The following is an 18,536-nucleotide window of genomic DNA, read 5'->3' as shown; positions in this document are numbered from 1 at the left end:
ATTCTGTCTATTTTTGTACTAGTTCTGAACATAGCCACTTTGCCATTGGCATTGCTGAAAAACGTTACTGTTTCATGTTAAATGACTTGTCTGTATCAGGCGCTCCTCACCGGCAGGAGGTGGCGCCACAAGCTTTATTGAAGAGGCCGGCTTTTTGGCGGCTCCTGGCAGTAGTAGACTCACTAAAACACCAGTTCCTTTCTGAAGATTGAGGCTTTACACCCGCTCTTACAAGAATGGTCCCATTTATTTACCATAGATACACAACTACCCAACCGCTTGCATGAAGTTACAACCATTAGATATTGCCATTATTCTCCTATACCTGGTATCAGTGTCTGTGATAGGACTGGTATTACAGAAAAGGGCTAAGGCAAACAAAGAAGCTTACTTGTTGGGGGGAAATACCTTGCCCTGGTATGCACTGGGGCTTTCTAACGCGTCAGGCATGTTTGACATCTCAGGCACCATGTGGATGGTGATGCTTGGTTTTGTCTATGGCCTCAAAAGTATCTGGATTCCCTGGCTGTGGCCCTCGTTCAACCAAGTGTTCCTGATGATGTTCCTGGGCATGTGGCTTCGCCGGTCAAACGTGACGACAGGAGCCGAGTGGATGCTGACCCGCTTCGGCCGGGGCCGGGATTCAAACAAATCACATGCCATTGTGGTCATCTTCGCGCTGCTCAGCTGTCTGGGGTTTCTGGCATACGGGTTCATTGGGCTGGGGAAGTTTGTGGAGATCTTTGTGCCCTGGTCCATGGTTCAGCCTTACATCCCGTTTGAAGTGTCTGCCGAGTTTGTGCCGCACTTTTACGGCATGATCTTCACCCTGTTTGCCATGTTCTACTCTGTCATTGGCGGAATGTCCAGTATTGTGTGGGCCGATGTGCTGCAATATGTCATCATGACGGTAGCCGCCGTGATTATTGGGGTCATGGCCATGAATAACCTGGAGGCATCTGCCCTGAACGTGCCGGAAGAATGGAAAACCCCCTTCTTTGGGGCCACTCTCAACCTGGACTGGACCGGCATCATTGATGAAGTAAATGACAAGATTCAATCAGACGGCTATTCCCTCTTCGGGATTTTCTTCTCCCTGATGCTGTTTAAGGGGGTGCTGGCCAGTATTGCCGGCCCCACTCCCAGTTATGATATGCAGAAGGTGCTGTCTACCCGCTCCCCAGAAGACGCGGCCAAGATGAGCGGGTTTGTCTCTGTGGTCCTGATCCCTACGCGCTACCTTATGATCATTGGGTTTGTGGTGCTGGCGCTCCTGAATTATAACCAACTCAACCTGGAAACAGCCAATGGCATTGATTTTGAACGCATTCTCCCCTCTGCTATCCAGAATTTTGCCCCCACAGGCGTACTGGGCCTGATTCTGGCCGGTTTGCTGGCGGCCTTTATTGGGACCTTTGCCGGCACCCTCAACGCCGCCCAGGCCTATCTGGTCAACGACGTGTACCTGCGGTATGTCAACCCCACCGCCTCTAACCAAACCGTAACGCGCATGAACTACACCACCGGCATTGTGGTGGTATTTGTGAGCATGATCATCGGGTTCTTCGCCAAAGATGTGAACAGCCTGCTCCAGTGGATTGTGGCCGGTTTGTACGGTGGGTATATTTCAGCCAACGTTTTAAAGTGGTACTGGTGGCGGTTTAACGGCAGCGGTTTTTTCTGGGGCATGCTGTCGGGCATTATTCCGGCCCTCATCTTCCCCTACATCTTTGACGGGCTTGACCTGTACTACTTCCCGCTCCTGCTCCTGATTTCACTTGCCGGCAGCATCACAGGCACCTTGATGGCCCCTCCCACAGATACAGAAACGCTCAAGAGTTTTTACCGCTCTGTACGGCCCTGGGGGTTCTGGAAACCTATTGCCGAACTGGTGAAGGCGGAGGAACCTTCTTTTACCGAAAACAAAAACTTCTGGCTGGACATGTTCAACGTGGTGATAGGGGTTGTCGGCCAGATGTCACTCACCCTGCTGCCCCTCTACCTGGTGCTGGGCATGAACACAGAGCTGATCATTGTTCTGGTGGTATTGGCAATCATTGGCGCCATCCTTAAAAAGACCTGGTGGGACAAACTGTCTTCCCGGGAAAACCAAACCCCTGCCCTTCCTAAAAAGGAAGAGACAGTTGCAGCCCACAGATAAATCAAGACTTGCTGACAAAACAGAAGCAGTGTCACCTCAACTTATTTCATCATGAACAACACATTTAACCAAAGACTAGGCATCTTAGAAAAAGCGCACCAGGAACTTATCTCCCGCCCAAACCAAAAAATGCCGCTTGGGAACGGGATCTTTGACAGATATGCCTTTCCGGTACTTACCGCCCAGCACGCCCCCCTTACCTGGCGCTATGACTTCAACCCGGAGACCAATCCGTATTTTATGGAGCGGCTGGGTGTAAACGCCGCTTTCAATGCCGGTGCCATCAAACTGAATAACAAATACTACCTGGTGGCCCGGGTGGAGGGATATGACCGCAAGTCCTTTTTCGCGGTAGCAGAGAGTGACAATGGCCTTGACAATTTTCAGTTCTGGGACCGCCCCGTGGTGATGCCTGAAACAGAAGAGCCAGACACCAATATCTATGACATGCGGGTGGTTCAGCACGAAGACGGCTGGATCTACGGCCTTTTTTGTACAGAGCGGAAAGATCCCAACGCCAAACCCGGAGATGAGTCTGGGGCGGTGGCGCAATGTGGGATTGCCCGCACCAAAGACCTTAAAACCTGGGAGCGCCTGCCTGACCTGAAAACGCCCTCTCCGCAACAGCGCAACGTGGTTCTGCACCCTGAGTTTGTAAACGGGAAATATGCGTTGTACACCCGCCCGCAAGACAGTTTCATTGAGGCCGGCACCGGCGGCGGCATTGGCTATGGCTTCTGTGACACCATGGAGCAGGCGGTGGTAGAAAAAGAGCTGATCCTGCACAGCAAAAAGTACCACACGGTCTATGAGGCTAAAAATGGCCAGGGCCCTGCACCTCTCAAAACAGACAAAGGATGGCTTCACCTGGCCCACGGGGTGAGAAACACCGCCGCTGGGCTGCGGTATGTCCTGTACCTGTTCATGACAGATCTGGAAAACCCGTTTAAGATAACCCACACCCCCGGAGGCTATTTTATTGCCCCAGAAGGCGAAGAACGCATTGGCGACGTGTCAAACGTGGCGTTTGCCAACGGCTGGATCTTAGATGACAATGGTTCCGTGTTCATTTATTATGCCTCCTCAGACACCCGTACCCATGTGGCCACCTCTACCGTTGACCGTCTGGTAGATTACGCCCTCCACACCCCGGAAGACGGGTTTCGGTCTGCCGCCTCGGTTCAGCAGATTAACCGGCTGATAGACCAGAACCACCTGCATTTAAAGAGCATCAAGAAGCCGCTGCCCTTGCCCCAATAAGGACAGAAAAACAGGGCAATAGGTACTTCTAAAATACCGCATCTCAAGAACAGGCAACAGCGGTAGTATGCTTTCCTGGGGATGAGAGAAAGTGAAAGAGATTACTATCGAAAATAAAATACTTTACCTCCTATCCCATTTTCTATACCAGTAAACACAAAGTTCATAGATTTTTTAGCGGGTACTAAGTGAGGAATACTCTCCCTGAGCCAAAGGCGCTGTTCTGAAGCAAAAGGTGAATGCTTTGCCACCACCGCTCAAAATTTCTCTATGAACGTCTATTCCGCAAAGGGGCAGTAGTTAGAGCTTGTTTACATTTTGATTTTGCAGGCGAAAACGGGGAGCGAAAGGTTCTTCTATAGCGTTTTTTGAGCAGCATACGCCCCGCTATGGTGCGACAAAAAGGTAAAGTCAGGTTCTTTTGACACCCGTTTGCAGCGCAAAAGGCAAATTTAAACATGCTCTCAACTGCCCCTTTGCATTTTGCCTTTAGCGCAGGCGTAAATGGCAGCCATTAAGCAATACGTTAAAAAAACGGGGTGTTTCTACAGCAGTTTCAGAACCTCTTATCAGCGCTACCAGGGCGGGGAAAGTGTCAAGATAGAAGCTGTTTCCCCGCCTGTTTCCGGGCTGTTTTTAGAAAAACAGCTCGGAAACAGGAAAATAGAAATCAGCGGTGTGCCGCGGCCTACCCTTTGGGCAGCAGGAGTGACTTCACCGCCTCCGTCATCTCGTCTACCACCTGCTCCCACACCTCTGGCTCTCCCTGCAGGAAGAACTTCTGGTTAATTTCCAGCTCAAACCCGGCGTACTGGTCATCTGTAAACCTGGTTCTGAGGTAGGTGGGGAAACCGTCTTCCACGCCGGCATAGGGTGCATTGAACAACACCTTGCGGCTGGGGTTCAGAGAGCGGAGGGCCTCTTCCAGTTGGGCCGCAAACGAAGATTCCAAGGTCCGGTCAGGGTCAAACAGTATCCCAATATCGGCCTGCCGCACCTCCCCTTCCTGGGCGGGGGTGAAGGTGTGCACCGCCAGATGCAGCACGTGGTTTCCTTTGCTGATCTCAGATTGCACGTTGGCTTCCACCTGCTGGCGGTGCGGAAAATAATACTGCGCCAGCACCTTCTGTTTCTCCTGCTCAGAAAGGGCCTTGCTGTATTTTGAGAAGAGCTCCCCACTGTCTAAGGAACGGTTAGGCTCCACTAAGAGCCGTGAGCAGGAAGTGGAGAACAAAGGCAACTGAAGCTTTTCTGCCAGGTGTTTGGCCAACCGAAACGCGCCAAAGTCAATGGCTTTGTGGGAATAGAGCACTTCTTCTTCTCCTTTGAACAGGTGCTCATACGGTGCCGGCACGTCATTGCCAGCGTGTTCACAGGTTAAAATGCAGGAAAGCGCCATACGCAGTGTGTTTAGATGCAGGTGCGTTTTCGGCCTGTTTTCCTGAAAACAGGCGAAAACAGCATTGGGTGACAGAGATCATTTTTTTAAAGCTTAAACGCAAGGGAGGCCCCTTTAGGGGAAACTTTCAGTTTCACGGGCGCCCCAAAGATCAGGGCTTTGTTGACCTGGCCGTGCCCCGCCGGAAACCCGAAGCACACCGGAAAGTCATACTCCTTCACCGCATCCCAGACAATCTCCTCCGGGGTCTTCCCAAAGGGCGGCTCGTCTTCCTGTATATCCACCAGGTCACCCACCACCAGGCCTTTCACATACTCAAACTTGCCCGCCTGCTTCAGAGACAGCAGGTAACTGTCCAGCCGGAAGTGCTTCTCCCCCACCTCCTCCAGAAACAGGATTTTGCCGTTGGTATTCACCTCAGTCATGGTGCCCTTGGCGTTGCACAGCACACTGATGGTGCCGCCCACCATGGTAGCTTCAGAAATGCCTTCGCGGTTGAGCGCATGGGGTTTTACCTGGTAGGTGAGGGACTCGCCAAACAAGGCTTTCCTGAGGGTTTCCCATGATTGGGCCTGGTACCCCGCCTCCAGGTCTGCGGCCATGGTGGCATGGATAGAGGCTATGCCCAACATGCCCTGCACGTGGCTGTGCAGAAAGGTAGTGTCACTGTAGCCCACCAGCCACTTTGGCCCATATTTAAACTTATTGAAGTTCACCTGTTCAATGACCCGCACAATGCCGTAGCCGCCCATGGTTTCTAAGACCGCCTTTAGCTGGTCATTGTCCAGCATCTCCTGCAGGTCATCTTTCCGGAGGGTGTCTGAGCCAGCAAAGCTGCCATGGCGGGCCCCAATAGACCTACCCAGCACCGGCACCAATTGCCAGTCTTTGAGGATTTGCACCATCTGGTCAATGTATGGCTGCTCGGTGTAATTGCTGGTACTGATCACGCCAACTTTATCTCCAGGCTTCAGGAAAGGGGGTAAAATCATACGCTCATTTTTCCCCCACAAACGGGCGGGGGCTGTACAAGTTTACCTTAAACCTAAAAGCCGTAGTTTTCGCACCCCCGGTACGGGTTTCCCGCAGAATTCAGGCTCTGGGTCAAAAAAGAGCACTTAAAAAACCTTCCCTTTTCACAAGCCCTTCTGAAAAACCCTTTCGGAATAAGGAGTAGCCTTGCGTACTTTTGGGGATCAACCAGTAACCTAAAAAGCGGCGTTGGAAGACATGGAGCATGAAAAGCAGACAGCCGCAGAGCGGAATGGCATCAACCTCAAAAACGAACGGTCCCTGCATGCGGCCCTTAAACAGTGGTATGCGCAGCCGCAGGACCGGTTTGAAGTGCCCCTGGCGGGCTATGTCATTGACCTCCTGCGCGGCAACCAGCTGGTAGAAATCCAGACCAGGAACTTTGCGGCTCTTCGGCCTAAGCTGCAGGCGTTGCTACCAGGCCACAAGGTACATCTGCTGCACCCAGTCACCCTGGAGAAATGGGTGGTACAGGTTGACCAGAAAGATGCCTCTGTACTCTCCAGACGCAAGTCTCCCTACCGCGGCGCCCTTACCCACCTCTTCACCGAGCTGGTCCGGATCCCTGAACTGGTAGCTCACCCCAACCTCACCCTGGAATTCGTCCTCATCAAGGAGGAAGAAGTGCGCTGCCGTGATGGGAAAGGGAGTAAGCACCGCAAGCACGTCAGCCTCAGAGACCGCAAGCTGTTGCAAGTTGTCAGCACGCACCGGTTTACGTGCGCCCGGGACTTTCTCCAGTTTCTGCCGGCAGACGTGCCCCAGCCGTTCTCCAATAAAACCCTGGCGGCTCTGCTGCACCTGCCTCTGCCCCAGTGCCGCCAAATCACGTACTGCCTTAGAAAAATGGGAGCCCTGGCAGTGACCGGCAAACAGGGCAATGAACTGCTCTTTTCTATTGGGGAGCCACAGATCTGCCTATAGACAACCCTGCGTTTTGGGGCTGTTTTCTAAAAACAGCCCTAAAACGCAGAGCAACAGATTCCTTTTCCGCAGGGCGGGAATTACCCTTTCCTATACACGGGCCGCACCATGTTTTCAAAGGTGTAGATTTCGTCCCACATCTCCTGCGTGACCAGTTTGCGTTCCAGCACCACAATGTCATGAATGGCTTTGCCGGTGGCCAGGGCCTCTTTGGCAATAGAGGCGGCGGTTTCATAGCCCAGCAGCGGGTTGAGCGCGGTCACAATGCCAATGCTGCGCATCACCTCTTCGCGGCACACTTCTACATTGGCCGTAATGCCCTCAATACACTTGGTCCTGAGGGTATGGATGGCGTTGATCATGTAGTTCATGGAGGTAAACAGGCTGAAGGCGATCACCGGCTCCATCACGTTGAGCTGCAGCTGCCCGGCCTCAGCGGCCATGCAGATGGTGAGGTCAGCGCCCATCACGTAGAACGCGGTCTGGTTTACCACCTCCGGTATCACCGGGTTCACCTTGCCGGGCATGATGGAGGAACCTGGCTGCATGGGAGGCAGTTTAATTTCATTCAGCCCCGCCCTTGGCCCTGAAGACAGCAGCCGCAGGTCATTGCAGATTTTGGAGATCTTGATGGCACTCCGTTTCAGCATGGCAGACACCAGCACGTAAGAACCCATGTCTGAGGTGGCTTCAATCAGGTCGGGCGCCAGGGTCATGGGCAGTTTGGTGAGCTGCGCCAGGTACTTGACACACAGTTGCGGGTACCCCTCTGGCGTGTTGATGCTGGTGCCAATGGCGGTGGCGCCCATGTTGATCTCTGTGAGCTTTTCCTGCGCCTCTGTCAGGTGCACAATGTCATCATTGAGGGTGGTGGACCACCCGTGAAACTCCTGCCCCAGTGTCATGGGCACCGCGTCCTGCAGCTGGGTCCGTCCCATTTTGAGTACGTTCTTGAACTCCTCTGCCTTCCGGCGAAAAGAATCCCGCAGCTCAGCCAATGCCTGCAGGTACACTTTCACCTTGAAATGCACCGCCATCATGATGGCCGTGGGATAGGTGTCATTGGTAGATTGTGAGCAGTTCACGTGGTTGTTGGGGTGCAGAAACTCATACTGCCCTTTCTCGTGCCCCAGGTACTCCAGCCCTATGTTGGCAATGACCTCGTTGGCATTCATGTTCACGGAGGTTCCGGCCCCGCCCTGAATCAAATCGGTTACAAACTGGTCATGGAACTCCCCGGCAATGATGCGGTCACAGGCGTAGATGATGGCTTCGGCAATTTTGGGCTCCAGCACGCCGCAGTCCCGGTTGGCCATGGCCGCCGCTTTTTTCACGTGGGCAAAGGCCTCTATGAATAGCGGCTCAGAGGCATTGGTGATGCCGGTGATGTTAAAGTTTTCCTTCGCCCGAAGCGTCTGTACGCCATAATAGACATTGTTGGGGATTTGCTTCTCCCCCAGGAAGTCGTGTTCAATTCTAAACGATTGGTTCATGGACAGGCATTTAGTCAAATGAGTGGTGGTACCCTCAGCTTTTAATACCCTCTTTTACCTCACTTTGTTTCTACCTCCCCGTTTCCACCTCCTCCCCAGGCACCCGTACGGGTGGCAACATTCCTGTTTCTGGCCTGTTTTTGGAAAAACAGGCCAGAAACAGGAATTGGCACACACGCTCACAGCACCTCCAGACGCTATATGACCTTCAAAGCAGTTGCTGATGGCGCATTGCTGATGGTTGGAAAATGGATCTGGCGCGAGACCTTGGACTCGTGCCATGAAGTGGGGCGAGTCCAAGGTCTCGCCGGGAACTGCATTTGCCCCACCCATTCCTCGGCTGTACGGGATTTGCCATCCCGGACACAGTGCCTGCGGATTTGCAATCTGCGGCGCCTGCAGATCAAACATGCTGCCACGGGGATTGCAAATCCCCGTGTACCAGCTTCCGGATTACAAATCCGGAAGAGCGTGAGAGCACTGTAATTGGCAGGGCTCAACTATATGTGTAACAAGGGAATTGATCAGGAATGCGTGTCCTCCTATGTCAACATCCCCCTTGCCCCCTTCAAAGGGGGAGTATCAGGTATGCGTGGGAGACAAGGCGGTGCCTGGTCTCTTCCATTCTCCGAAACGTCTGAACCAGACCAACAGGCAAGCAACAATGAACCATCAACACTTCTGCCCTTGACTGATGTGCGCAGCACGGGCCCGGCTCAGGCTAGCGGATCAGCAACGGTTACCTACAGAGGCAGACAGAGCAAGTAAGGCTGATCAGGAGAGGAACCCAAACCAGTCCTGGGGGTGAGCGCCTCTGTTAATACGGTGCCGCTTCAGCGGCAAGGCCGGAGGGCCTAGTTTTAACAGCAGTGCTCACCGCCAGGACGGGGCCCCGCGGCCGTGAGCGCTTACCGGAAAAGATGAAACAACACAGTGGGTGAGGCACCGGAGCAAACGCCAAAGCCAGGTAAACAGCAGACCACGTATTCCTAAAATAACGACACTGCAGCAAGCGCCACCGCCAAGGGAACAGCAGACTACGCATTGCCCCTGCAGCAGCGGCAAAAATGAAAATTCACTCCAATAATGCCCTGCATCTACACAAAAACATGGATCTCAACGGCAGAGGAGGAACCAGGAGCAACCGGCCATCAAACACGTCACTACACCTGCCCCAAAGCATCCACCACCTGCAAACGCATGCAAAAAACCAATTTCCCCTCATCACATAACCCCCCTATTTCCGTTATACCCCAAAGCAGCAACCTCAACCAACATGGACTATTTCGTAGCGAAAGACTCAGTAGTGCGGGAAATCTGGGGAAAAGGCGACACCATCCTTTTCATCTTCGCGGGCTCCTCCGCTGAATTCGCGCTGAACAAGGCCGTGGACTGGCTTTACTTCACCGGCAGGCTTCCCGCTGACCCGCTGGGCCGTCTCTTCTCAACGGTGGCATACGCCAGGCAAATAGTCTTCTCCACCACCCAGGGCGCGAACAAGGCCATTGACACCATGGCCAAAATCCATGCGGGGGTGGAAGCCAAACGCGGGGCCACCATCCCCGACTGGGCATACCGGGATGTGCTGTTCATGCTCATTGACTACTCCATCAGATCGTTTGAAGTCCTGGAGCGCAGCCTCACCCTTTCAGAAAAAGCAGAGGTGTTTGAGGTTTTTTACCGCGTGGGGCACCGCATGGGCCTGACCGGGCTGCCCACCAGGTATGAGGCGTGGCTCCAGATGCGGGCAGAGCATTTAGAGCAAGACCTGGCGCAAAGTCCCTATACCCAGGACTTGTTCCAGCAGTACAAGAAGCATTTGGGCACCGTGCGGTACCGGCTGCTGCTGGAGGCGCAGGTGATGGTGGTGCCAGACCGCGTGAAAGAACTGCTGGGCTTCCGGAAGATCTCCCTGCTGCCGCCCATTTTGCAGGGGTACAAAGTGAGCCGCGCCCTGAAACTGGACTGGTTCCTGAAGTCTATCATTCTGCCCAAGGCGTACCAGAAAGAGATCAAAGACCTGGACCAGGCGCCCGCTTAACCTGTTTTGACCCCTAAGAAGCAAGCACAGGCTACTGCCCGGTGGAAATCCCTTCTAAACTGTACATCACCCCCAGGCCCAGCGACTGACTGTACTGCACAGAATGGTCCTGGTCGCGGTCATAGACCACATTGCCCATCAGGTTGACATTGATGTAGCGGGTGATCTTGGCCGTAAGGACTGCGTTAACCCTGTGGTCAACTTTATCAAAGGAAATGCGCTTGTAGTTGAGGTTGGAGATGTAACTCAGCTTCAGGTTCAGGTTAGCGGCGAAGTCTTTCTGGTAGTCTACCTGCACCAGGCCTGAGAGGATCTCAGTGCGCACTTTATCACCGGGTGGCACGCCGTACCGCTCGTTCTCCCCCACGTTCTCATCTACCAGAAACGTAAACCTGGGCGCAAAGGGGCTCAACCGTAAAGAGAAGTTTGGTGTGGGTTTGTATTCTGCCCCCAGGGCGAACGTCAGGTAACCGGGAGAAAGGAAATTAGAAATCAGCTTATCATTGCCGGCATCATCAATATCATACTCGTAGCCCTTGGTGAACTGAGACAAGAAGTTAGCCGAGGCAAAGACGTTCCAGTCATTGGAGAACCCCACGCCGTATTTGGTGTCCAGGTAGAGGCGGTCCAGGCTTTTGCGCATGCCCTCGCCTTTGTTTTTGAGCAGGCCATACTGCAGCTGCAGGGTGTTGTCCCAAGACACCCGCTCCCATTTGTAGTTGGCCCTACCGTTAAAAAAGGTGTTCAACGCAATTGAACTGACCCCACCCGCCTTCCAGTTGTCACTGAACGCCGCCTGGTTCAGGTTGAGCCCTGTAGAAAGGGAGCGGCGCCAGGTGGTGTCAGCCACCGTTTGTGCCTGCAATGAAACAAAGGAGAACAGAAAAAAGGAAAGCAGCAGTACTCGTTTACCCATCCTGAAAGAGAATTAGTTTTTAGAACCAGCCCAGACAGCCCCAGCGCCTTTAACCGGGCTGGTTCTACCGCGAAGGTAGAGACATTAGAATTAAAATACGGTTTCACAGGCAAAAACTCCGCCGCTAAGGCAACCCTCCGCTTTGCGTTTTAGACCTGTTTTTCAGAAACTAAGCCAAAAACAGACGCCCGCTTTGGGCCACCCGTTCCCTTCTCCAGGTGTTCAGAAACGCCAACCAAAACGCGGGGGCGCCGTTTCAAGACCGTGATGAAACGTTGAACCTAGTCCCCCTATGAAGGCAGAACAACACGTGGACCAGCTCCTGCGGGAGCAACTGGTAGAACTTCTGAGAGGCGGCTTCGCCCCAAATGTGATTTTACTCCGGGAATTCCACTATGACCGCGCCGGGGTAATGCTGCCGGGTCTGCATTTTTCGGCCTGGATTCTGTTAGGCCACCTGCACGCGCGCCACGCCACGCTGCTCCAGTTCATGAAAAACCCTACCGGTGACGTTGATGTGTGGCCAGACGCCCATTGGCCTGAAAACCACCAACCCGCCACTGACCAGGAATGGAACACTGCCATTGACGCCTTTGAGCAGGACCAGGAAGAGATGATCCGGCTGGTGCAGAACCCGGCCGTAGATTTGTTTCAGGTTCACCCCAACGGCAAAACCCTCTCCTGGGCCGCCATGACCACCCTGCACCACACCGGCTACCACATTGGCCAGCTGAAAACCGTAGGCAGGCAGTTAGGGGTGTGGTAACCCTTGTTTCAACCTCGTTCTCCTATTCCAGCGCACACCATTTCTCAAACCCCGGGGCTTTGGGTACTTTTGGGCCGAAATGAAAGCGATCAACCAATTTATCCTTCAACACCTGAAGACCCTTGAAATGGTGGGCGTGAGCATGCGCATCATCAGTTTTACCCTGGTTAGCTGGCTGGGGCCCTCCAGCCCTTTTCTATTTGTCTGGATCTTTAACACCTTAGACGCGCTCCTGCTCTCTTGGTGTTCGGTGCTGAAAAAAGACCGGGCCTACACCCTGCTAAATATTTTCTGGATCTTGGTAGGGGTCATTGGGATTGTGAGGGCAGCAGAGGTCTTATAAGAAACACCTTTCCCCAACCGGCTTACTGTTTTCCCTCTTTCTATCACCATGCATCGTGCCTGGCCTTGACCTGGCGCAGGCTCCGTTTTAGGGCTACTTTCGCAAAAACAGCCCGGAAACAGAAGCTCGTTTCTTAAAAGCACAAGCGCACGCTTGCGCCCTGCCCTGCCATAATAATGCGACACAGGGACTTCCTTACATTCTGTTTTCGCCTGTTTTTCTGAAAGCAGGCCGAAAACAGAAACCACCTACCCCGCAGAATACAGCTGCGCCTGAGATTGCAGGATTTCCTGCTTCAGCTGCTCAAAGTCCTGGTGCGGGAAACCGGTGGCATACGTCATCTCCTGGCCTTTCCCGGTGGGGTAGCCCAGAAACCGGATCAACGGTCCGGCAATGGCGTCGGCTTTTTGGATTTGCTCCTCGGTGAGCTGCTCCATCCAATACCCTGCTTGCCCTTTTTTCAGGTGCTTGGGGTTCTGGCGCTGCAGCGTGGCAAAACTCATGGCCTCCTGCATCTCCTCCCGCTGCCTTGGCGGTAGCTGCACCCCCAGATAATCCAGCAACCGGCTCAGCTCCGCCTGAAAGTCCAGCAGAAACGCCTCATACAGCGTGATGTGCATCTGGTGCTGTCGGCTCAACCGCAGGTGGTCAAACACGTGCCACACCCACTCCCGCATGAGGTTCTCAAAATGCGTCTCCAGGTACACCTTGGGGTCTTTGATGGGCTGCGGGTAATACTTGAGCATGTACTCAGAACAGTAGTATTTGGCCGCCGAGACAGCCCGGTCCCGGGGGTCCCGGATGATGTACACCTTCTTGTCAAACTGGTCAAACACCTCGCCGCTGCGCTTACAGACCGGCGAGTGGGTCCAGACGTGGCTGCTTTGGGAAATGTACTGTGGCAGATCCTCAACGGGCATTCTGAAAATACTGCTGATGCGGTAACTGTCTTGCAGGTCTGTGATCTCCAGCACGTCAATGCTGGCCTGGCTGGGGTAGTTCAGGTCCCAGGTTTTGGCCAGTTCATAAATAGGGTGGCGCTGAATAAAACTCCGGTGGGGTTGGCCAGACCGGGCCATGATCTCCTGAATGATCTGGTACAGCCAGAAGTTCCCGCACTTGGGGGCGCCGCCTTGCAGTAGGTGCATGTGTCTAGGTTTGGGTTGGTAAGAAAGTTCTCCTGACGGAAACCAGGGGCCAAAGGTTATCACCCGCTCCCGCCAACCACTTTCTATGGTTTAGGCGTAAAAGGCTTGACATCCCAAAACCTACCGCGGTCTATGAAGCATATTTTCCCGTTCCAGTCTAAGATCAGCAACGCGCAGCGCAAAGTGCAGCTGCAGCAGGAGCCGCAGCTGGTGTGGTTCACCGGCCTCTCGGGTTTCGGTAAAAGTACGCTGGCGCTTCGGCTGGAGCACTACCTGTTTCACCGCGGGCACAAGGTGTTCCTGCTGGACGGGGACAACCTCCGGAACGGCCTGAACCGGGACCTGAGCTTCTCCCCCCAGGACCGCAAAGAAAACATACGGCGGGTGGCCGAAGTGGCTAAACTCATGCTGGATGCCGGTTTGGTGGTGGTTTCGGCGTTTATCTCCCCCTACGCAGAGGAGCGGGAGCTGGTCAGGCAGATTGTGGGCGAAAACCGGTTCATAGAGGTGTTTGTGAACTGCCCGCTGGCCGAATGCGAGAAACGTGACACCAAAGGCCTGTACGCCAAAGCCCGTAAGGGCCTCATTCCGGAGTTTACCGGCATCAGCGCGCCGTATGAAGCGCCCCTGCTCCCAGACCTGGAAGTAAGAACCAGCGAAGAATCTATTGACGAATCCCTGCTGCAGCTCATCCAGTTTGTGGAGCCGCGGGTGCTGGCGAAAGAGAAAGTTGGCGCTACCTTTGGCCTATGAACCCAGCCGCCGCTTCCCCCTCCGCTAATCCTTCTGCCGCCGTGCCCCACCCACACCTGCACCACTGGCTCGCGGTTGCCCGGCAGGCCGCGCTTGACGCCGGTAAGGCTATTTTGGAGATTTACCACCAGGAAGACTTCGGGATAGAGGCAAAAGCAGACCAATCGCCGCTGACCAAGGCTGACCAGGCGGCGCACCAGATCATCTCCCACGCGCTGGCAGCCACCCACCTGCCCATTCTCTCTGAGGAAGGAAAAGAAATTCCCTTCCCCCAAAGGGCCGCCTGGGACTGGTTCTGGCTTGTTGACCCGCTAGACGGCACCAAAGAGTTCATCAAACGCAACGGCGAGTTTACCGTAAACATTGCCCTCCTGCACAAAACCGTTGCCGTGGCCGGCGTTGTCTACGCCCCCTGCCTGAACACCTTGTACTGGGGCGCCAAAGAAACCGGTGTCTTCAAAGAATCGCCCGCCGGGAAGGAGCTACTTTTGCCCTGTTTTGAGAAAAACAGCCTGGAAACGCTCCGGCAGAAAAGCGGGGTGCGCCTCATTGCCTCCCGCACCCACCAAACGCATGAGACCCAGGATTTCATTGCCCAGTTCCCCCACCCACACCTCACCTCCATGGGCAGCTCCCTCAAGTTCCTGCTCCTGGCCGAAGGCAAAGCCGACCTCTACCCCCGCTTTGCGCCCACCATGGAATGGGACACCGCTGCCAGCCATGCCCTTTTAAACGCCCTCAACCGCAGCATCTATCAACCAAACCTGCAGCAGGAACTCGTGTACAACAAGCCCAACCTGCTGAATCCGTCGTTTGTGGCAATGTAGAAGACTGGGAACCTCTCTTGCCCCCCATCTTTCCCTTCTTTCATCATCAAGAGCGCTGCTTCTGGGCAAGCTAGATATATGGAATCTGTTAGAGCTTGTTTAAATTTTGGGCTGTGGTCTACAATGTATGATGGCTCCCCGAGAACGCAAGCCAATCAGCAAATCCTTCTAAAAGCCTGCGCTATTTCAACGTGGAGGTAGTTTATTTTCTGTAGGTGCGGCAAAATCCCATCTTCTCCATTCCATCATACATTGTAGACCACCACCAAATTTTGATTTTGGAAGCGAAAAAGGGGAGCGAACGGTTCTTCTATAGCGTTTTTTGAGCAGCATAACAGCGCTATGGTGCGAGAAAAAAGTTAAGTCAGATTCTCTTGATACCCGTAAGACAGATTTAAACAAGCTCTTAGAACATCCTTTCACATCAAAGGGGTAGACAGTTACTTCTAAAGAACCGCTTACCTACATGCAGATTCTCCCCTTGAGCATTACCCAAACGAGAGTTTGAGGCAGCGAGCGTAGCTCATAAAGAGGGGTGTTTCCACAGGAGAACAGGCATTGCCCCATCCAGTACACGAATCACTTTTCATAAAAGAGACAGGAGAAAGTCTGCTTTGGTTAAACGGCAGAGGGAAGCACCTCCCTTTATGTGTTTCGCCGCTGCCTCTAACTCCCGTTTGGCCAATCGTTGAGCGGGCAAGTAGGTTTCACCAAATATTCCAGGTGGGTACCCATTGACCTTTTACCCTTAGAACGTTAGACTCCCGTTTTGGACCTGTTTTTCTGAAAACAGCCCCAAAACAGAAAGCAGCAAACATCTCCTCCAGCTGCCAAGAAACAGATTAAGCGGTCCGGTAAAAATTTCAGAACTTTGCCGGTAGATGGCACACGTGACTTCCTTAGACTTGCTCCCTGACTTACCCGTGAAAGAGGCGCTCCCCCGCCTGCTTTCGGCCCTTGCCACAGATGCCCGCGTAGTGCTGGAAGCACCGCCCGGCGCCGGTAAAACCACCCTGGTGCCCCTGGCCCTGCTGGAGACCGCGTGGCGGAAAGACGGCAAGATCATTCTGCTGGAACCCCGCCGGCTGGCCGCCCGCGCCGCCGCCCAGCGCATGTCTGACCTGCTGGGTGAGGAAGTGGGCCAAACCGTGGGCTACTGGATCAGGATGGAACACGTGGCCTCTCCCAAGACCAAAATTGAGGTGGTCACAGAAGGCATTCTCACCCGCCTGCTCCAGTCAGATCCCGCCCTGGAAGGTATTGCCGCCATCATCTTTGACGAGTTCCATGAACGCAGTTTACAGGCCGACATGGGGTTGGCTTTGGCCTTAGATGCCCAGGCGGTGCTGCGCCCAGACCTCAGATTGTTGGTGATGAGTGCCACGTTAGACGCCACCCAGGTAGGCAACTGGCTGGAGGCGCCGGTGATCAGGAGCGAAGGCCGCCAATACCCTGTAGAGACGCATTACCTGTCACAGGCGGAGGTAGCCGCCGCCGGCACCAAACCGCTAGAACGGCTGCTCAACCTGGTGCCCAAAGCCATCAGGCAAGCCCTGGCACAGGTTCCAGACGGTGATGCGCTGGTTTTTCTCCCCGGAATGGGCGAGATCAGGCGCGTGGCCGCGCAGCTGGAGGAGCGCCTGCCAGACCAGGTAGACCTGCACGTGCTGCACGGAGACCTGAACCTGAGCCAACAGGTGGCCGCCATTGCCCCGCCCCCCCGGGGCCGCCGCAAAGTTGTGCTGGCCACCAGCATTGCCGAGACCAGTTTGACCATTGAAGGTGTGAAGATGGTGATTGACGGCGGCTACGCCCGGGTTCCAAAATTCGTGCCCCGCACCGGCCTCACCACGCTGGTGACCATACCGGTGTCAAAGGCCGCCGCCGACCAGCGGCGCGGCCGCGCGGGCCGCTTAGGCCCCGGCGTGTGCTTCCGGCTTTGGTCGCAGGTAGACCACCTGCACCTCCCAGACCGGCAGGCGCCTGAGATCTCTGAGGCTGACCTTTCGGGGCTGGCACTGGAGCTTTCCATCTGGGGCGCCAGGGAAGTGAACTCGCTCAAGTGGCTGGACACCCCGCCGGCACCAGCCATGGCCCTGGCCCGGGACCTGCTTCTTCGGCTGGAGGCCATTGACAGCCAGGGCAACCCCACCGGCCACGGCAAAGCACTGGCTGCCCTGGGCTTGTCACCCAGGTTTGGGCATCTGGTGATGCGGGGGCAGGAACTGGGAGCAGGGGGCACCGCCTGCGCCCTGGCGGCCCTGCTGTCTGACCGTGACATGCTCAAGCCCATACAAATCTCCTGGTCCACACCGCTGCCAGACATTGCGCTCCGGCTGGAGCTGCTGCAGGGCAAGCGCCCCCAAACCCCCGGCTTCACCCTAGATGAAAACACCCTGCGCCGCATCAGGGAGCAGGCCAATAACTTAAAGCAGCGCCTGCGCGGCAAAACCACCCCTGTTTCTGAAGACGCCGCCGGACTGCTCACCGCCCTGGCTTACCCAGACCGGCTGGCCCAGCGAGAGGCCTCAGGCCGGGTGCGGCTGGTTTCCGGCCAGCGGGCGGCCCTCCCCACCGAGCTCTTCGGCGAAGCCGAATTCTACGCCGTGGCCCATCTGGAAGCCAGTGACCGGCCCCGCGTACTGCTGGCAGCCACCATCACCAAGGTTGAAATCCTGGAACATTTTGCCCACCAGCTGGAACGGGCACAGGAAATACGCTGGGATTCTACCACAGACCGAATTATAGCCCGTCAATTCACCAGGCTGGGCGCCCTGACCTTAGAGGAAGCCCCGCTCCCCAACCCAGACCAGGAGCAGATGGCGCAGGCGCTGCTGCAGGCCCTGCAGGAAAAAGGAGTGTCCCGGCTGCCGTGGTCTGAGGAGGCCCTGCGCACCCGCCAGCGGCTGGCGTTTCTGCACCACCTGCAGCCAGACCAATGGCCAGACGTCTCAGACGCCACGCTCACGGCTTCGCTGGAAGAATGGCTTCTGCCCCACCTTCTGGGGGTACGCTCACTGGAACAGGTGGCCCGGCTGGATTTCAAGGAGATTCTGCTGGCCCACCTGGCCTGGGAGAACGGCAGGAGCTGGACCGGCTGGCCCCGTCGCACCTGGAGGTACCCAGCGGCTCCCGCATTGCCGTTGATTACTCAGATGTAGAGGCACCTGTGCTGGCCGTAAGGCTGCAGGAAGTGTTTGGGCTGCTGGACACGCCCCGCATTGGCGGCGGCAAAATACCGCTGCTGATGCACCTGCTTTCACCGGCGTCACGGCCCGTGCAGGTCACCCGCGACCTGCGCAGCTTCTGGAGCACCGGTTATTTTGAGGTGCGCAAAGACCTCAGGGGCCGTTACCCCAAACACCACTGGCCAGATGACCCGCTCAGCGCCCCACCCACCAGAGGCACCAAGAAACGGCCCATGTAGCAGAGGTATGAACGTCCTGTTTTCGGCCTGTTTTTCTAAAAACAGC

Annotated in this window: 15 protein-coding genes; 10 read left to right on the top strand and 5 right to left on the bottom strand. The window is 55.1% G+C overall.

The features are described from left to right. The first annotated feature begins 283 nt into the window (after positions 1-283). Both A8O25_RS06250 and A8O25_RS06245 read left to right on the top strand, forming a co-directional pair. Entirely contained in the window at positions 284-2,161 is a 1,878-nt protein-coding gene (locus A8O25_RS06250) for a sodium:solute symporter family protein (protein WP_066832220.1), read from the top strand. Positions 2,162-2,212: 51 nt separating this feature from the next. Continuing rightward, the gene (locus A8O25_RS06245) at positions 2,213-3,421 is read left to right on the top strand and encodes a glycoside hydrolase family 130 protein (protein ID WP_066832218.1); all 1,209 of its coding nucleotides are present in this window, start codon (positions 2,213-2,215) and stop codon (positions 3,419-3,421) included. Between the two features lie 688 nt (positions 3,422-4,109). Here A8O25_RS06245 and A8O25_RS06240 read toward each other — a convergent pair. After that, positions 4,110-4,820: an N-formylglutamate amidohydrolase gene (locus A8O25_RS06240; protein WP_066832215.1), complete on the bottom strand. Its 711-nt coding sequence runs from the start codon at positions 4,818-4,820 to the stop codon at positions 4,110-4,112. Between the two features lie 86 nt (positions 4,821-4,906). Next, positions 4,907-5,812 (bottom strand): S66 peptidase family protein, encoded by a 906-nt coding sequence (locus A8O25_RS06235; RefSeq protein ID WP_066832212.1) that lies wholly within the window; start codon positions 5,810-5,812, stop codon positions 4,907-4,909. A 238-nt stretch (positions 5,813-6,050) separates the two neighbouring features. On the opposite strand from A8O25_RS06235, the gene A8O25_RS06230 reads away from it, so the two are divergent. After that, on the top strand, positions 6,051-6,776 hold the full coding sequence (locus A8O25_RS06230) for a DUF8091 domain-containing protein (RefSeq protein WP_066832450.1): 726 nt from the start codon (positions 6,051-6,053) through the stop codon (positions 6,774-6,776). An 80-nt stretch (positions 6,777-6,856) separates the two neighbouring features. Here the strand turns inward: A8O25_RS06230 and aspA are convergent, their stop codons facing one another. Next, on the bottom strand, positions 6,857-8,269 hold the full coding sequence (gene aspA / locus A8O25_RS06225; RefSeq protein ID WP_066832209.1) for an aspartate ammonia-lyase: 1,413 nt from the start codon (positions 8,267-8,269) through the stop codon (positions 6,857-6,859). Positions 8,270-9,545: 1,276 nt separating this feature from the next. Here aspA and A8O25_RS06220 point away from each other — a divergent pair. Continuing rightward, entirely contained in the window at positions 9,546-10,310 is a 765-nt protein-coding gene (locus tag A8O25_RS06220; protein ID WP_066832206.1) for an oxygenase MpaB family protein, read from the top strand. Between the two features lie 31 nt (positions 10,311-10,341). On the opposite strand, the gene A8O25_RS06215 is transcribed toward A8O25_RS06220, so the two are convergent. Next, positions 10,342-11,226 (bottom strand): DUF3078 domain-containing protein, encoded by an 885-nt coding sequence (locus A8O25_RS06215; RefSeq protein ID WP_066832204.1) that lies wholly within the window; start codon positions 11,224-11,226, stop codon positions 10,342-10,344. Positions 11,227-11,518: 292 nt separating this feature from the next. On the opposite strand from A8O25_RS06215, the gene A8O25_RS06210 reads away from it, so the two are divergent. Next, the gene (locus tag A8O25_RS06210; RefSeq protein ID WP_066832200.1) at positions 11,519-11,992 is read left to right on the top strand and encodes a hypothetical protein; all 474 of its coding nucleotides are present in this window, start codon (positions 11,519-11,521) and stop codon (positions 11,990-11,992) included. A gap of 79 nt (positions 11,993-12,071) precedes the next feature. After that, positions 12,072-12,335 carry a CBU_0592 family membrane protein gene (locus tag A8O25_RS06205; protein ID WP_206598659.1) on the top strand — a complete coding sequence of 88 codons (264 nt, stop codon included), beginning with the start codon at positions 12,072-12,074 and terminating at the stop codon, positions 12,333-12,335. 248 nt (positions 12,336-12,583) lie between these two features. On the opposite strand, the gene A8O25_RS06200 is transcribed toward A8O25_RS06205, so the two are convergent. Beyond that, positions 12,584-13,483 (bottom strand): sulfotransferase domain-containing protein, encoded by a 900-nt coding sequence (locus A8O25_RS06200; RefSeq protein ID WP_066832197.1) that lies wholly within the window; start codon positions 13,481-13,483, stop codon positions 12,584-12,586. Between the two features lie 132 nt (positions 13,484-13,615). Here A8O25_RS06200 and cysC point away from each other — a divergent pair, with 132 nt between their 5' ends. From cysC to A8O25_RS23750, 4 genes are all read left to right on the top strand, one after another. Then, entirely contained in the window at positions 13,616-14,236 is a 621-nt protein-coding gene (gene cysC / locus A8O25_RS06195; protein WP_066832194.1) for an adenylyl-sulfate kinase, read from the top strand. Further along, positions 14,233-15,063 (top strand): 3'(2'),5'-bisphosphate nucleotidase CysQ, encoded by an 831-nt coding sequence (gene cysQ / locus A8O25_RS06190; RefSeq protein WP_082893492.1) that lies wholly within the window; start codon positions 14,233-14,235, stop codon positions 15,061-15,063. The genes cysC and cysQ overlap by 4 nt, the downstream gene beginning before the upstream one ends. Before the next feature lie 881 nt (positions 15,064-15,944). Beyond that, on the top strand, positions 15,945-18,224 hold the full coding sequence (hrpB, locus tag A8O25_RS06185; RefSeq protein WP_241498945.1) for an ATP-dependent helicase HrpB: 2,280 nt from the start codon (positions 15,945-15,947) through the stop codon (positions 18,222-18,224). Continuing rightward, on the top strand, positions 18,134-18,490 hold the full coding sequence (locus A8O25_RS23750; RefSeq protein WP_241498947.1) for an ATP-dependent helicase C-terminal domain-containing protein: 357 nt from the start codon (positions 18,134-18,136) through the stop codon (positions 18,488-18,490). The genes hrpB and A8O25_RS23750 overlap by 91 nt, the downstream gene beginning before the upstream one ends. The last annotated feature ends 46 nt before the right edge of the window (positions 18,491-18,536 follow it).

Origin of the sequence: Rufibacter ruber, assembly GCF_001647275.1 — a bacterium.
Taxonomy (GTDB): Bacteria; Bacteroidota; Bacteroidia; order Cytophagales; family Hymenobacteraceae; genus Nibribacter; species Nibribacter ruber_C.
Note: the sequence above shows the minus strand (reverse complement) of the source record. Positions and strands in the feature narration are given on the sequence as shown.

Excerpts from the sequence above, each read along its gene's own strand:
- A8O25_RS06200 (WP_066832197.1), bottom strand. The coding sequence starts at position 13,483 with ATGCACCTACTGCAAGGCGGCGCCCCCAAGTGCGGGAACTTCTGGCTG.
- aspA (WP_066832209.1), bottom strand. The coding sequence starts at position 8,269 with ATGAACCAATCGTTTAGAATTGAACACGACTTCCTGGGGGAGAAGCAA.
- hrpB (WP_241498945.1), top strand. The coding sequence starts at position 15,945 with ATGGCACACGTGACTTCCTTAGACTTGCTCCCTGACTTACCCGTGAAA.
- A8O25_RS06245 (WP_066832218.1), top strand. The coding sequence starts at position 2,213 with ATGAACAACACATTTAACCAAAGACTAGGCATCTTAGAAAAAGCGCAC.
- A8O25_RS06205 (WP_206598659.1), top strand. The coding sequence starts at position 12,072 with ATGAAAGCGATCAACCAATTTATCCTTCAACACCTGAAGACCCTTGAA.
- A8O25_RS06230 (WP_066832450.1), top strand. The coding sequence starts at position 6,051 with ATGGAGCATGAAAAGCAGACAGCCGCAGAGCGGAATGGCATCAACCTC.
- A8O25_RS06235 (WP_066832212.1), bottom strand. The coding sequence starts at position 5,812 with ATGATTTTACCCCCTTTCCTGAAGCCTGGAGATAAAGTTGGCGTGATC.
- A8O25_RS06240 (WP_066832215.1), bottom strand. The coding sequence starts at position 4,820 with ATGGCGCTTTCCTGCATTTTAACCTGTGAACACGCTGGCAATGACGTG.
- A8O25_RS06220 (WP_066832206.1), top strand. The coding sequence starts at position 9,546 with ATGGACTATTTCGTAGCGAAAGACTCAGTAGTGCGGGAAATCTGGGGA.
- A8O25_RS06250 (WP_066832220.1), top strand. The coding sequence starts at position 284 with ATGAAGTTACAACCATTAGATATTGCCATTATTCTCCTATACCTGGTA.
- cysC (WP_066832194.1), top strand. The coding sequence starts at position 13,616 with ATGAAGCATATTTTCCCGTTCCAGTCTAAGATCAGCAACGCGCAGCGC.
- A8O25_RS06210 (WP_066832200.1), top strand. The coding sequence starts at position 11,519 with ATGAAGGCAGAACAACACGTGGACCAGCTCCTGCGGGAGCAACTGGTA.
- cysQ (WP_082893492.1), top strand. The coding sequence starts at position 14,233 with ATGAACCCAGCCGCCGCTTCCCCCTCCGCTAATCCTTCTGCCGCCGTG.
- A8O25_RS06215 (WP_066832204.1), bottom strand. The coding sequence starts at position 11,226 with ATGGGTAAACGAGTACTGCTGCTTTCCTTTTTTCTGTTCTCCTTTGTT.